The 13,298-nt window shown below is 72.2% G+C and carries 12 protein-coding genes and 2 pseudogenes; 8 read left to right on the forward strand and 6 right to left on the reverse strand.

What is annotated here, in order from left to right:
* Positions 1-25: 25 nt before the first annotated feature.
* Positions 26-1,480 (reverse strand): xylulokinase, encoded by a 1,455-nt coding sequence (gene xylB, locus LMU33_RS03365; protein ID WP_228617211.1) that lies wholly within the window; start codon positions 1,478-1,480, stop codon positions 26-28.
* A 153-nt stretch (positions 1,481-1,633) separates the two neighbouring features.
* Here xylB and xylA point away from each other — a divergent pair, with 153 nt between their 5' ends.
* The gene (xylA, locus tag LMU33_RS03370; protein WP_228617213.1) at positions 1,634-2,800 is read left to right on the forward strand and encodes a xylose isomerase; all 1,167 of its coding nucleotides are present in this window, start codon (positions 1,634-1,636) and stop codon (positions 2,798-2,800) included.
* A 76-nt stretch (positions 2,801-2,876) separates the two neighbouring features.
* On the opposite strand, the gene LMU33_RS03375 is transcribed toward xylA, so the two are convergent.
* A complete protein-coding gene (locus tag LMU33_RS03375; RefSeq protein ID WP_228617215.1) occupies positions 2,877-4,217 on the reverse strand; it encodes an esterase-like activity of phytase family protein in 1,341 nt (446 codons plus the stop codon).
* Positions 4,218-4,834: 617 nt separating this feature from the next.
* On the opposite strand from LMU33_RS03375, the gene LMU33_RS03380 reads away from it, so the two are divergent.
* A complete protein-coding gene (locus LMU33_RS03380) occupies positions 4,835-5,017 on the forward strand; it encodes a tail-anchor membrane protein (protein ID WP_228617217.1) in 183 nt (60 codons plus the stop codon).
* Positions 5,018-5,484: 467 nt separating this feature from the next.
* Here the strand turns inward: LMU33_RS03380 and LMU33_RS03385 are convergent, their stop codons facing one another.
* The gene (locus LMU33_RS03385; protein WP_228617218.1) at positions 5,485-6,402 is read right to left on the reverse strand and encodes a hypothetical protein; all 918 of its coding nucleotides are present in this window, start codon (positions 6,400-6,402) and stop codon (positions 5,485-5,487) included.
* Positions 6,403-6,543: 141 nt separating this feature from the next.
* A complete protein-coding gene (locus LMU33_RS03390) occupies positions 6,544-6,840 on the reverse strand; it encodes a hypothetical protein (RefSeq protein WP_228617220.1) in 297 nt (98 codons plus the stop codon).
* Between the two features lie 98 nt (positions 6,841-6,938).
* Here LMU33_RS03390 and LMU33_RS03395 point away from each other — a divergent pair, with 98 nt between their 5' ends.
* Positions 6,939-7,844, forward strand: a complete 906-nt coding sequence (locus tag LMU33_RS03395) for an oxygenase MpaB family protein (protein WP_228617621.1) — start codon at positions 6,939-6,941, stop codon at positions 7,842-7,844.
* On the opposite strand, the pseudogene LMU33_RS03400 reads toward LMU33_RS03395, so the two are convergent.
* Positions 7,821-8,048 (reverse strand): annotated as a pseudogene (locus tag LMU33_RS03400) (PadR family transcriptional regulator); the annotation flags it as partial. The gene LMU33_RS03395 and the pseudogene LMU33_RS03400 overlap by 24 nt on opposite strands.
* Positions 8,049-8,054: 6 nt before the next feature.
* Between LMU33_RS03400 and LMU33_RS03405 the strand changes: the two are divergent.
* Positions 8,055-8,168 (forward strand): annotated as a pseudogene (locus tag LMU33_RS03405) (alpha/beta fold hydrolase); the annotation flags it as partial.
* A gap of 48 nt (positions 8,169-8,216) precedes the next feature.
* Here the strand turns inward: LMU33_RS03405 and LMU33_RS03410 are convergent.
* Positions 8,217-8,822, reverse strand: coding sequence for a class I SAM-dependent methyltransferase (locus LMU33_RS03410; protein WP_228617222.1), 606 nt, complete (start codon positions 8,820-8,822; stop codon positions 8,217-8,219).
* Between the two features lie 151 nt (positions 8,823-8,973).
* Between LMU33_RS03410 and LMU33_RS03415 the strand changes: the two genes are divergently transcribed.
* From LMU33_RS03415 to LMU33_RS03430, 4 genes are read left to right on the forward strand one after another with little or no spacing between them, the layout of a single operon-like run.
* A complete protein-coding gene (locus tag LMU33_RS03415; RefSeq protein ID WP_228617224.1) occupies positions 8,974-9,747 on the forward strand; it encodes an MHYT domain-containing protein in 774 nt (257 codons plus the stop codon).
* A 48-nt stretch (positions 9,748-9,795) separates the two neighbouring features.
* Complete coding sequence (locus LMU33_RS03420; RefSeq protein WP_228617225.1) at positions 9,796-12,336, forward strand: sensor histidine kinase; 2,541 nt, start codon at positions 9,796-9,798, stop codon at positions 12,334-12,336.
* Positions 12,333-12,770 carry a roadblock/LC7 domain-containing protein gene (locus LMU33_RS03425; RefSeq protein ID WP_228617227.1) on the forward strand — a complete coding sequence of 146 codons (438 nt, stop codon included), beginning with the start codon at positions 12,333-12,335 and terminating at the stop codon, positions 12,768-12,770. The genes LMU33_RS03420 and LMU33_RS03425 overlap by 4 nt, the downstream gene beginning before the upstream one ends.
* Positions 12,771-12,789: 19 nt before the next feature.
* Positions 12,790-13,200: a DUF742 domain-containing protein gene (locus LMU33_RS03430; protein ID WP_228617229.1), complete on the forward strand. Its 411-nt coding sequence runs from the start codon at positions 12,790-12,792 to the stop codon at positions 13,198-13,200.
* The last annotated feature ends 98 nt before the right edge of the window (positions 13,201-13,298 follow it).

Consider the following 13,298-nt stretch of genomic DNA (forward strand, 5'->3'; position numbering starts at 1 on the left):
CAGTCCTCGGTGTCTGCTGCCCGGCTCATGCGCGCGGGGTGGTCTGCGGCCCCCGCTCCAGCAGCGGGGCCGCGTCGGAGAGTACCCCGGTGATCCGCTCCAGCGTCTCCTGGTCCCGTTCCACGGCGTCCAGCACCGGCCCCGCGGCCGTCTTCCAGCGGCGGGCCACCGCGGCCGGGTCCTCGCCGGTGAGCAGGCCCGCGGCCTGTGCCGCGGCTCCGAGGGCGACCAGTTCCCTGGACTCGGGGACCTGCACCGGCCGTCCGGACAGCCGTCGTACCGTCTGCTGCCAGGCCGTACCCCGCGCTCCGCCTCCGATCAGCAGCAGTGGCGTGCTGCGGTCGGCGTCCTCGTCGAGGACCAGGTCGAGCGCGCCCAGGAGCGCGTGCACGGCGCCGTCGTACGCGGCCTGAAGCAGCTGCCCGGCCGTCGTGTCGTGGCGCAGGCCGTGCAGGAGGCCGGAGGCGTTCGGCAGGTTGGGGGTGCGCTCGCCGTCCAGGTACGGCAGCAGGGTCACGGAGCCGCCGGACGCCACCGCCTCGCGGTCCAGGCTCAGCAGCGCCGCGACGCGGTCCACGGCGAGCGTGCAGTTGAGGGTGCAGGCCAGGGGCAGCCAGTCACCGTGCGCGTCGGCGAACCCCGCCACTGTGCCGGTCGGATCGGCCGGGCGGCGCCTGGAAACGGCGTACACCGTGCCGGACGTGCCGAGGCTGAGCACCGGGGTGCCGGGCCGCAGACCGAGGCCGAGCGCCGCCGCCGCGTTGTCGCCGGTGCCGGGGGCGACCAGCGTGCCCTTGGAGAACGGCAGGTCGTGGCTGCCGCGCACGGTGCCGGCCACCTCTCCCGGCCGCACCACCCGGGGCAGCAGCGCCGGGTCGAGACCGACGTGCGCGAGGGTCTCCGTGTCGTACGTCTCCGTGCCGGACGCCCACCAGCCGGTGCCGGACGCGTCGCCGCGGTCGGTGGTGCCCTGCCCGGTCAGGCGCTCGGTGAGGTAGTCGTGGGGGAGCCGTACCGCCTTGGTCGCACGGACCGACTCCGGCTCGTGCTCGGCCAGCCACGCCCACTTGGTGACCGTGAAGGACGCGCCGGGCACGCTGCCGGTCCGCTCCGCCCAGGCCTTCGGCCCGCCCAGTTCCTCCACCAGCCGGCGGGCCTGCGGTGCCGAGCGCACGTCGTTCCACAGCAGCGCCGGACGCACCGGCTCGCCCCGCTCGTCCAGGGTGACCAGCCCGTGCTGCTGGCCGCCGATCGACACGGCGGCCGCCTCGTGGGCCGCGTCACCGCACTGGCGCAACGCCTCGCACAGCGCGCCCCACCACTGACGCGGGTCGCTCTCGCGGCCCGCGCCGGCGGACACGGTGTGCGGCGCCTGGCCGCTCGCCACCACCTGGCCGGTGGCCGCGTCGACGACCAGTGCCTTCGTGGACTGGGTGGATGTGTCCACGCCGACGACGAGCGGACCCTCGGCTGCTGACATCGGGCTCTCCCTTTTCCGCGACGTTCCGCGATTTCCGTGACTTTCCGCGACTCTGCGGGACAAAGACATCTTGTCTCTTCCCAGAGGCGCGAGCGCATACTAATTTGTAAACGGCCATGACGAAATAGTCGCAACGCAGCAAGGAGCCGCGGCATGAGCTTCCAGCCCACCCCCGAGGACAGGTTCACCTTCGGCCTGTGGACCGTCGGCTGGCAGGGAAGGGACCCGTTCGGCGACGCCACCCGCCGCGCCCTGGACCCGGTCGAGACGGTGCGGCGCCTGGCCGGGCTCGGCGCCTACGGGGTGACCTTCCACGACGACGACCTGATCCCGTTCGGGTCGTCGGAAACCGAGCGCGAGTCGCACGTCAAGCGGTTCCGCCAGGCCCTGGACGCCACCGGCATGACCGTGCCGATGGCCACCACGAACCTGTTCACGCACCCCGTGTTCAAGGACGGCGCGTTCACCGCCAACGACCGCGACGTGCGCCGCTACGCGCTGCGCAAGACGATCCGCAACATCGACCTTGCCGTCGAGCTGGGTGCGAAGACATACGTCGCCTGGGGCGGCCGCGAGGGGGCGGAGTCCGGCGCCGCCAAGGACGTGCGCGTGGCGCTGGACCGGATGAAGGAGGCCTTCGACCTGCTCGGCGAGTACGTCACCGCCCAGGACTACGACATCCGCTTCGCCATCGAGCCCAAGCCGAACGAGCCGCGCGGCGACATCCTGCTGCCCACCGTCGGCCACGCGCTGGCCTTCATCGAGCGCCTGGAGCGCCCCGAGCTGTACGGCGTGAACCCGGAGGTCGGCCACGAGCAGATGGCCGGCCTGAACTTCCCGCACGGCATCGCGCAGGCCCTGTGGGCGGGCAAGCTGTTCCACATCGACCTCAACGGCCAGTCCGGCATCAAGTACGACCAGGACCTGCGGTTCGGCGCCGGGGACCTGCGGGCGGCGTTCTGGCTGGTGGACCTGCTGGAGAGCGCCGGCTATCAGGGGCCGCGGCACTTCGACTTCAAGCCGCCGCGGACCGAGGACCTCGACGGCGTGTGGGCCTCGGCGGCGGGCTGCATGCGCAACTACCTCATCCTCAAGGAGCGCGCCGCGGCCTTCCGTGCCGACCCGGAGGTCCAGCAGGCGCTGCGGGACGCGCGCCTGGACCAGCTGGCCCAGCCGACGGCCGCCGACGGCCTGCAGGCCCTGCTCGCCGACCGCACCGCTTTCGAGGACTTCGACGTCGAGGCGGCCGCCGCACGCGGCATGGCGTTCGAGCGTCTCGACCAGCTTGCGATGGACCACCTGCTGGGCGCGCGGGACTGAACGCACGGAGGGCCGGGCGGCATGTGCCGCCCGGCCCTCCGTCAGTCCACTTTCCGGACTGTCTGGTCGAGGAACGTCACAGCCCCTCGGGCAGCCGGACGTACACGACGGTCGTCTTGATCCCGCTGTCGACCAGCCGGCCCTGCGCGTCGAAGGCGCCCGCGCCGTCGGTCATCCCGAAGTCGTTGTCGTTGATCAAGGCGAGCGTGTCGTGGTCCACGCGCGCGATGCCCTCGATCTTCTGCTGCACGCCGTCGACCTTGTTGAGGTCGACCACGAGCCGCTTGGCCAGTACCGGCACGCCGGCGGCGGCAGGATCGTCGAGCTGCTCCAGGGAAGGCGAGGTCGTGTCGTCGTCCCAGGGGGCGCCCAGAACGCTCGACTCGCGCCCCAGCCGAACCAGTTGGAGCCGCGCCGCCTTGTCCGTGCGCTCCTCGACGAGCAGCCGGTCGCCGCCCGCTGCGACGATCGAGGAGATCTTCAGTTCGGAGGTGTCGTCCTCGCTCGGGTCGACCACGTCCACCGGGTCGAACCGGTAGGCGTACTCGGCGGTGACGGCCTTCTGGCGCGGCGAGAACCGCAGCAGCCGGGTGGTGCGCGAGGCGTCCCCGGCGCCCGTGTCGGGCAGCGACAGCGGGCTCTGCAGAGCCATCACCAGGTCACCGTCGGGAAGCTGCGCCAGCCCCTCGAAACCCCGGTTGATCTTGCGGTGCAGGAAGATCGACGGCAGCGCCTCCACCACCGGGTAGTCGGCGCCCGTCAGGCCGAGCCCCTTGGGTACGTACCGGGTGAGCACCTGCCCGCGCGCGGAGACGTGGATCAGCGAGGGGCCGTACTCGTCGACGAGCCAGAACGTACCGTCCGCGGCGCGCACGATGCCCTCGGTGTCGAGGCCGTTCGCGTTGTACGAGAGCGGCGTCTTCGCATCGTAGGTGTACGGCGTCTCGTCGCGGCTCTGCTGATCGGGCAGCCCGGTGACGGCCTTCCCGCCGGTAGTGGTCAGGGGGATGGCGTCGATGACCTGGACCCTGTCTCCGCAGACCCGGATCTTCACGATCGTGGGGTCGAATCCCGGCACCGGAAAGGTGCGCCGCTTCTTGCCGTCCACCTTGATCTGGCCGTTGGGGCCGCGGTCGGTCACCGTCCAGTACTCGCCCTTGCGGCCCGCCGGGTAGATGTCACTGCCGATGCCGCCGAGCTTCACCCCGTGGTCGTCGTCGACGCTGCCGGGCAGCAGGGCGTTGCTGAACGCGCCGAGCGGGATCTCGCCGAGCGTCGCCGTGCGGATGACGCGGGCGTCCGGGGACGGCGCCGCCGTGGCCGTTCCCGCGGCCACGAGAGCGGCCGCCAGGGCCAGCGGCAGTCCCGTGGTGACGGAACGGTGGACGCGGTGCCGGCCGGCATCGTGCGGGGACATCGGGCCTCCTGGGGACAAGTTCGTTGACAGCGGCCAGACTTGGACCCCATGGGGAACGCCGTACGGCCGCGGGGTGAACGGCCGGCATCGGCCGCTCATCGGATCACGGTGGTCGTTGCGGTGACAGGCCATCAGAAGACGTTCATGTCCTGCGGGTCGGAGTCGAGCTGTGCCGCCGCCAGTACCGTCGCCGGATCGCGGTCCGGTACGCCCGCAGCCGCACTCATCAAATTTGACTACTGGGATCGAATTCGCCGAGGGTGCAGCACGCCGAGGTGGCCACGGCCGAGCCGGCCTCCGCGATCCGGGCCACTTCACAATCTGTTCGAGTGATGGCCAACGTTCCTGGCAAGCGCGGGAACGGAATGCATCGGGAACTCGCCCGCCCAGGAGCACGCTGGTGCGTGGAGTGCTATCACGGTCTTGTCCGGCGCGGGTGAGGCCGCGCGGATCCACAAGGGCAGTGAGTCACGAGGGCGGTGAGTCACGGGGGCAGCGAGCCCCATCCACTAAGGGTGGGCCTCAGGGATGTCTCAGGGGCGGGCTCAGGAACCGCGGGGAGCGGGCGGCCGTTCTCAGGGCAGAGAGCGGCAGTGGCCGCGAAGGAGGCGACGCTCATGTCGAACAACGCGAAGATCGCCGTCGGGGGTGTGGCGGTCGGGCTGATCCTGCTGATCTGGCTGCCCTGGTGGGTGGCGTTCCTGGTCGTGGTCGGGGTTCCGGCGGCCGCGTATCTGGCGCTGGACCCCTCACAGCGGCGCAGGCTCCGCAGGGTGACGCGCAAGGAAATCGGCCGCTGACCGGAGCGGGGGCGCCGCCGGGAGGCGCGCTGAGGTGGCTGCGGGGGCCCGGTCGGCCCCGGTAGCGCGCCCGTTCCACGGGGTGCGCCTGGCCCTCGCAGCACCGCCGGGCGCGTGCCTGGGGCCTCGTGCCGAGCGCGGCCACCAGCGCTCAGCACCGGCCTTACGGCCGTCGCGGAACACGCCGGCGGGCTGGGTGGCACGGTCCCGGCCCCAGATCGCCGCACGTAGTCCCGAGACCGGTGGTGTCGGCCCCGCGACCCCGGGCCCTGCGGTCGTCGTCCGGTCCCCGCCGGCGGCAGGATCGTCCGCCGCCCCGGATGGCGAGCTTGCCGCCGCTTGTTGCCTCTCGAACGGTGACCGTGTGCGTGTCCGACGACAGACGGCAGGCCATAGGGAGGCCCGGCATCGCGCGGTGGGTCACAGGGGCGCCCCGCCTCGCGTGCCGGCCCGGGCGCCGTCCGGCCTCAGATGGGCCGTACGGCCATCTTGTCGAGTGCCTCCAGCAGGCCCGGCAACTCGGGGCCCCGGCCCACCGGCAGGATCTCGCCGGGCTCGTCGTCGAGCAGGACGAAGGCGATGTCGTCGGTGCGGGCCACGATCGACCAGCCGGGGCCGTCGGCGCGCAGCGTACGGGCGTCACCAGGGGCGAACGACGAGCGCACCCGGCCGAGCGGCGGCGGTGAGTCGACGTAGCCGCGTGCCTCCGCGAGCACCCGCCTGATCCCCTGGTGGCCGCTCTGCGGCACACCATGCCCGCTCTCCGGCGACGACTCCTCGGCCTTCTGGTGGCCGCTCTGCGGCACACCATGCCCGCTCTCCGGCGACGACTCCTCGGCCTTCTCCGGCTCGCCCGGCGTCGCCCGCCCGCCCGGTACGGAGAATTCCTCGTCGTTGACCTGCTCCCGCCATGCCGCCCACTGCAGGGCTATCTCGTCGGCGCCCAGGCGGCGCTGGGCCGGTCCCCAGACGCTGGTGTCCGGCGGGCTCAGCGCAGGCCGGTCCGCCACCTCGGGACCGGGGTCGTGCGGGGCGGGGACACCCGGAGCCGCAACGGCGACGGCCAGCGGCCAGCCCGGGAGGGCGGCCACGACCGCGCGCTCGTCCGGGGACAGCTCGTACTCCATGCCGCAGTCCCAGGACGCGATCGCCACGGCGACCAGCGAGACGTCGTCGATCACGACCGTCCAGCGCGCACCGTCGCCGTCCTGGCCCAGCACCAGGCCGTACCCGTCGGCGAGCGGCGCGAGTCCCAGCGCCGCGCACGCCTCCGGGTAGTCGTCGCCCAGAACGCTCGGAAACTGCGCCGGCGTCAACAACACCGCCGTCAGAACGTACAGCGCATCGTCCGCGGCGGCGACGGCCTCATCGTCGGCTACGGCCATCCCTGCCTCCCAGTGGTTCGTCCATCGGCGCGCACCCTAGTGCGAGCGGAAGCCGCTTGTCACGACTCCTCACACCACGCGGAGCTGCAGGTTTCCGCCTGGACGGGGGCGAAACGACCACTGCGGACGGTGAGCTTCCGTTCAGCCCGTGGGCAGCCCGAGGAGATCACGGGCCACTGCCGCGGGCGACTCGTCGCGATCCCGGGCCAGCGCGACGACGGCCCGGCAGGCGAGTTCGCTCACTCCGAACGACAGCGCCTCCGGCGACACCCAGGCCGCAGCCTCCTCGATCCGGTCCTGATCGTCCTCCGCACGCGCCACGACATAAGTGGCCGCCGCTTCGAACAAGTTGTGCGCACGTCTCTCCCGAGTGTCCGCCGGCTGCGTGTGTGTGGAGGTGCGGAGTCTGGCGGTGTACTTGCGTATCTGAACGAACACGCGGACCACCCTCCCCCCGAACGGGGACGTCGTCAATCGTTCATCTGCTCTCTTTCAACGTAGGGTTGGACTTTCCGCGGCAGAAGGGGGACGACGTGGTGAAGCGCTTCGAGCGGCTCGGACAGATCCGTCGGCTGGACCCGGTGGCGGACGCCCTGGAGATCTACCGGCTCAGTGTGGCGTTCGAGTTCCCCTGGGACTACACGCGCGCCTTGGAGCTGGCCCTGTATCGCACGTACGCGGTGCCGAGCATCGGGCGGCTGCTCGCGCGGACGGCGGAGCTGACCGAGCGCACGCAGAAGCGGTACGACGACACCGCCCTGCTCCTCGACACCGTCGTCGAGCACGGCTTCGCCTCCGAGGAGGGCCGTACCGCGATCCGCCGTATCAACCAGATGCACCGCAGCTACGACATCAGCGACGACGACATGCGGTATGTGCTGAGCACCTTCGTCGTGATGCCGAGGCGCTGGATCGACGCCTACGGCTGGCGGCGGCTGTCGCGACACGAGGTCGTCGCCGCGACCGAGTACTACCGCACTCTCGGTCGGCACATGGGAATTCCTCGCATCCCGGAGACGTACGAGGAGTTCGAGGCGCTCCTCGACGCGTACGAGGAGGAGCACTTCGGCTGGGACGAGCAGTCCCGGCGGGTATCGGACGCCACACTCGACCTGATGGCGTCCTGGTATCCGCGCCCTCTGGCGCCGTTGCTGCGCACCGCGACGCTCGCCTTGCTCGACGAGCCGCTGCTGCACGCCTTCCGCTACACCCCGCCCGGCGCGGCCACCTCGGCGTTCGTGCGTCGGGCCGTACGCGCGCGTGGCCGGCTTGTCCGGCTGCTGCCGCCGCGCCGGGCCCCGCACTTCGCACGGCAGAACCGGGAGATCAAGGGCTATCCGGACGGCTACCGAGTGGCGGAGCTGGGCACCCGCCCGGTTCCCGGACTGCGCGGCTGCCCGGTTCGGCACCAGGACAGCTCAGCGGCCGACGCCGTCGAGTGAGGCGAGGGTGTCGCGCAGCCAGGCCAGTTCGGCCCGGCTCGTGGCACGCGCGGCGGTGAGGACACCGCGCCGGAACGGGTTGTCCAGTTCCTCTGCGCCCAGCGGCCGGTCACCGTGGTAGAAGAAACCAGTGGGCTCCTCCGGACTTGTGGGCTCCTCCAGAAAGGCCAGCCGGCGGGGCAATGCGGCCGCCTGGGCGGGCGGATAGCGCACGCGCGCGTGGCTGGGACCGTCAGTCCGCTGTGGGCGGCCACCATACGATTGGCCGATCCGCGCGCCCTGCACCGCAGGGCCGTCGGCCTGTGCCGGGGCTCGGACCCTGTGCCGTGGCCGGAACGGCCCGACTCGCCCGGCTGTCAGTGAATACGGCGTTCAGTTGTCGCGTCCGCGTACCGCGAGCGCGAGGAAACGGGCGTCCTCGTCGACGTAAGACGTCATGTTCCACCCCGAACGGGCCAGCAATGGACGGAGGTTGGCCTCGGCGCGCAGGTCGTCGGGTGTGATCTGCCGGCCCTGGCGCGCCGCCAGTGCCGCGCGGCCGATGGGATGGAACAACGCCAGCGTGCCGCCGGGCCGCACCACCCGGACAAGCTCCCGCAGGTTCTCCTCCGGGCGCGGCAGATGGGCGATCAGTCCGGCCGCGAACACCGCATCCAGTGACCCGGACCGCAGCGGCAGCGCGGCGACGTCCGCCAGCAGCAGGTGCCCGTTGCGGCCGCGGCCCGCCCGAACGGCCGCCTGTAGCATCGCCGGTGTCACATCGGCGCCCAGCACCACCCCGGACGCCCCCACGGCGGCCCGCAACGGCGGCAGGGCGCGCCCCGTTCCGCAGCCCGCGTCCAGCACGCGGTCGCCCGGCCGCAGCCCGAGATCGGCGACCGCCGACGCGTAGGCGGGACCGTCGTCGGGGAACCGGCTGTCCCAGTCGGCCGCACGGGCGGTGAAGAATTCCTGGACGTGTGTGTGGTCGTCGCTCATGTTCCGCATAATTCCTCACCGTCACGGGGGATACATAGGTGCACATGTTCGGGCCGGACTCGATCGTTCCGTCGCATCCAGGTGTCATATTCCAACACCTTTCGAAATGCGCCCCCTTTGTGCGCCCGTGCCCCCCTAGCGTCCCTTGGCCATGGGACACCTGGACCACGCCGCCTTCGGCTGGCTGACCCCCGTGCTGTCGTACCTCATGGCCTGCGTGGGCGCCGCGCTCGGACTGCGCTGCACCGTCCGCGCGCTGGCCACCACGGGCCGCTCGCGCCGCAACTGGCTCGTCACCGCGGCCTCCGCCATCGGGACCAGCATCTGGACCATGCACTTCGTGGCCATGCTCGGCTTCCGCGTCAGCGGCACCGACATCCGCTACAACGTGCCGCTGACCATCCTCAGCCTCCTCGTCGCCATGGTCGTCGTCTGCGCCGGCGTCTTCGCCGTCGGCTACAGCCGCGACCGCACCCGGGCGCTCCTCCTCGGCGGCCTCACCACCGGGGTGGGCGTCGCGAGCATGCACTACCTGGGCATGGCGGCGGTCCGGCTGCACGGCGACATCCGGTACGACCCCGTACTCGTCGGAGTGTCGGTGCTGATCGCCGTCGTGGCGGCGACCGCGGCCCTGTGGGCCGGGCTCAACATCAAGTCGCCTCTCGCGGTCACCGTCGCCTCCCTCGTCATGGGAGCGGCCGTCAGCAGCATGCACTACACCGGGATGTTCGCCGTGAGCGTGCGGGTGAACCCCTCCGGCGAGACCCTGCCCGGGGCCACGGCGATGCAGTTCATCTTCCCCCTCGCCGTCGGCCTCGGGTCCTACCTGTTCATCACCTCGGCCTTCGTCGCCCTCTCGCCCACGGCCGACGAGCGAGAGGCATCCGCCTTCGCCCAGCGGCCCGTCGAGAGCATCGCCCGCTAGCGGGAGCCCGGCTCGAGCACCCCGACCCACGTCCCGAACGAGGAGGCCATGCGCCCACCCCGTACCACCACCAAAGCCGGCACCCCCGGGCATGCGCCGCGTGGCCGCCGCGCACACGCCGGACCGCCCGCCGCCGAGGCTGCCGACCGCCCGTTCGGCACCCCGCCGGCCAAGGCACGCGCGCGTGGCAACCGCCGGCACCTGCGCCCCCGCACCGTGCGCGCCAAGGTGGTCGGCCTGCTGATGGTGCCTGTCGTCTCCCTGCTCGCCCTGTGGGCGTACGCCACCGTCACCACCGCCCAGGACGTGGCCCGGCTGCGGCAGTCCCAGCGCGTCGACGCCGAACTGCGCACCCCGGTGGCGGCGGCCGTCACCGCCCTGCAGGCCGAGCGCACCGCAGCCGTGCGCTACGCCACCGCGCCGGGCGCGGGCGACGACACCGACCTGCGAGGCCTGGCCGCCCGTACCGACGGAGCCGTGGCCGAGCTGCGGCTCGGCGGCCACAACACCGTCGCCGACAGCGAGGAACTGCCCGCCGGTGTCTCCGGTCGCCTCTCCGCCTTCGTCACCGGCGTCGAGCACCTGCGCGCCCTGCGCACGGCCGTACTCGACCGCAAGGCCGGCTGGGACAGGGTGTACGCGCAGTACACGAAGACCATCGGCGCGGCCTTCGCCGTGGACGGCGCCCTCACCGGCATCCAGCGGGCCGACGTCGGCTCCGACGCGCGCGTGCTGCTCGAATTCAGCCGGGCCGCCGAGGCGCTGGCCCAGGAGGACACCCTGCTCGGCAGCGCGCGGACCGCCGCGCAACTGCAGGGCGAACGGCTACGGCTGTTCGGCGCCGCGGTCACGGCGCGCCGTACCCTCACCGAGGTCGCGGTCGCCGACCTGCCGGTCGCCCAGCGCACCGCCTGGCAGGGCCTGGCCGGCAGCGGCGCCTACACCGCCCTCGGTGCCGCCGAGGACAAGATCATTGCCGCCGGGCCCGGCAGCAAGCCGGCCGACGCGTCGCCTCAGGCCGCGTGGAACGCTGCCCACGCGCGTGTGCAGGACGGAATGCAGGGCATCGCGGCGAACACGGGCCGGGCCGTAGCGGGCCGCGCCGATCCCTTCACACGCGGCCTGCTCAGCCCCGCGGGCTCTGCCGTGCTCCTCGGCCTGGCCGCCGTCGCCGCCTCGCTCGTCATCTCCGTCCGCATCGGACGCGGTCTCGTCGTCGAACTCGTGAGCCTGCGCAACGACGCCCTGGAGATCGCGCGCCGCAAACTCCCCGAAGCGATGCGCAGACTGCGCGCCGGAGAGGAGATCGACATCCAGGCGGAGGCGCCCGTCGGACCACCCGCCGAGGACGAGACGGGTCAGGTCTCCGAAGCCCTGACCACCGTCCACCGCGCCGCGTTGCACGCCGCCGTGGAACGCGCCGAACTCGCCAGCGGCATCTCCGGCGTCTTCGTCAACCTGGCCCGCCGCAGCCAGGTGCTGGTCCACCGCCAGCTCAGCCTCCTGGACAGCATGGAGCGCCGCTCGGAGGATCCCAACGAGCTCAGCGACCTGTTCCGCCTCGACCACCTCACCACGCGCATGCGGCGGCACGCCGAGAGCCTGATCATCCTCTCCGGCGCCGCACCCGGCCGGGCCTGGCGCATGCCGGTGTCCCTGACCAACGTCGTACGGGCCGCGGTTTCCGAGATCGAGGACTACGCGCGCGTGGAGGTGCGTCAGCTCCCCGAAGCCCATGTCATCGGCGCCGCCGTCGCCGACCTCACCCACCTGCTCGCCGAACTCGTCGAGAACGCCGCCCAGTTCTCCCCGCCCCACACGCGCGTGCGCGTCACCGGCGAGCCCGTCGGCAACGGCTACGCCCTGGAGATCGAGGACCGGGGACTCGGCATGGGCGCCGAGACCCTCGCCGAGGCCAATCGCCGCATCGAACAGTCCGAGGCGCTCGACCTGTTCGACAGTGACCGGCTCGGACTCTTCGTGGTCAGCCGGCTCGCCTCCCGGCACGACGTCAAGGTGCATCTGCGGACCTCCCCCTACGGAGGCACCACGGCGGTCGTCCTGGTGCCCACCGCCCTGCTGCACACCGGGGCGACGGAACGTTCGTCCCGTCAAGGCGAACAGTCCCGTCGGGATCCGGACCGCGAGTACGCGCGCGTGCCGGGCGCAAGTCCACATCAAGAGGCCGTCGCCACACGGTCGGACCGGCCCGCCCTCGCGGCCACCGCTCCAGGCCTCCACGGCGTGGTCGACGAGCCACGCCCGCACGGAACCGGCGACGAAACCCCACCCCCCGGAGTCACCGCCTTGAGGCTGCACCGACCGCCGGACGACTCCGAGAGCTCGGACAACCTCCCACGCCGCGTGCGCCAGGCGAGCCTTGCCCCTCAGCTCCGGCAGCAGCGTCCCGAAGAGCCGGCGCAGGAGACCGCACGGCACAGTGACGAACGGCGCACCCCCGAACTGGTACGGGACCGAATGGCCGCCTACCGCGCCGGCTGGGCTCGCGGCGGCGGAAGACAGCCCGGGCGCGGCGCCGCCCCGGAACCCGAAACGGGCAGTGACCTCAGCGAAGGAGACCCGGCATGATCCAGGACCCGAACACGAGGGCCGGCCAGCGCTCCGGCGAACTGGACTGGTTGCTCGACGACCTGGTGATGCGCGTGAGCGAGGTGCGGCACGCCGTCGTGCTCTCCAACGACGGACTGGCCGTCGGCGCCTCCACGGGCCTTGCGCGCGAGGACGCCGAACACCTCGCCGCCGTAGCCTCCGGCTTCAACAGCCTCGCCAAGGGGGCGGGACGGCACTTCGGAGCGGGCGGCGTGCGGCAGACCATGGTCGAGATGGACGACGCGTTCCTCTTCGTGGCCGCCGCCGGCGACGGTTCCTGCCTCGCCGTGCTCACCGCCGTCACCGCCGACATCGGGCTGGTCGCCTACGAGATGGCGCGCCTGGTCAAACGGGTCGGCGAGCACCTGTACACGCCGCCGCGCGTCACCGCGCAGCCGCCCGCAGCCGGATGACCCGGGACGGGCGGCACAGATGACCGAGAACGACAGCGCCGGGCCGTGGGAGCCGGGCAGCCAGTGGTACGACGGCGAGGCCGGACCACTCGTGCGCCCGTACGCGATGACGGGCGGGCGCACCCAGCCGGGTCCCACCGGGGTGCGCTTCGACCTGATCGCCCTCGTCACCCTCGACCCCGCGGCACCGGCGCTCGAGGACGCCGCGCTCGGCCCCGAACACCGCACGCTGATCGAGCTCTGCCGCACGGAGACACAGTCCGTCGCCGAACTCGCGGCGGACGCCGACCTTCCTGTCGGCGTCGTCAGAGTGCTCCTCGGCGACCTGCTGGAACTCGGCTGCGTGGTCGTCAGCCGTCCCGTGCCGCCGGCCCACCTGCCCGACGAGCGGATCCTGCGCGAGGTCATCGAGGGATTGCGAGCCCTGTAGATGAACGTTCCGAAGCCGCCGTTCGCCGTGCAGCATCCCGATCCGTACGCGTTCCGCCTCCGACCGGACGAGAGTCAGTCACATCAGGTGCGTTTCGG

Origin of the sequence: Streptomyces barringtoniae (genome assembly GCF_020819595.1) — a bacterium.
Classification (GTDB): Bacteria; Actinomycetota; Actinomycetes; order Streptomycetales; family Streptomycetaceae; genus Streptomyces; species Streptomyces barringtoniae.

Excerpts from the sequence above, each read along its gene's own strand:
- xylB (WP_228617211.1), bottom strand. The coding sequence starts at position 1,480 with ATGTCAGCAGCCGAGGGTCCGCTCGTCGTCGGCGTGGACACATCCACC.
- LMU33_RS03415 (WP_228617224.1), top strand. The coding sequence starts at position 8,974 with ATGGGACACCTGGACCACGCCGCCTTCGGCTGGCTGACCCCCGTGCTG.
- LMU33_RS03385 (WP_228617218.1), bottom strand. The coding sequence starts at position 6,402 with ATGGCCGTAGCCGACGATGAGGCCGTCGCCGCCGCGGACGATGCGCTG.
- xylA (WP_228617213.1), top strand. The coding sequence starts at position 1,634 with ATGAGCTTCCAGCCCACCCCCGAGGACAGGTTCACCTTCGGCCTGTGG.
- LMU33_RS03410 (WP_228617222.1), bottom strand. The coding sequence starts at position 8,822 with ATGAGCGACGACCACACACACGTCCAGGAATTCTTCACCGCCCGTGCG.
- LMU33_RS03420 (WP_228617225.1), top strand. The coding sequence starts at position 9,796 with ATGCGCCCACCCCGTACCACCACCAAAGCCGGCACCCCCGGGCATGCG.
- LMU33_RS03380 (WP_228617217.1), top strand. The coding sequence starts at position 4,835 with ATGTCGAACAACGCGAAGATCGCCGTCGGGGGTGTGGCGGTCGGGCTG.
- LMU33_RS03375 (WP_228617215.1), bottom strand. The coding sequence starts at position 4,217 with ATGTCCCCGCACGATGCCGGCCGGCACCGCGTCCACCGTTCCGTCACC.
- LMU33_RS03425 (WP_228617227.1), top strand. The coding sequence starts at position 12,333 with ATGATCCAGGACCCGAACACGAGGGCCGGCCAGCGCTCCGGCGAACTG.
- LMU33_RS03430 (WP_228617229.1), top strand. The coding sequence starts at position 12,790 with ATGACCGAGAACGACAGCGCCGGGCCGTGGGAGCCGGGCAGCCAGTGG.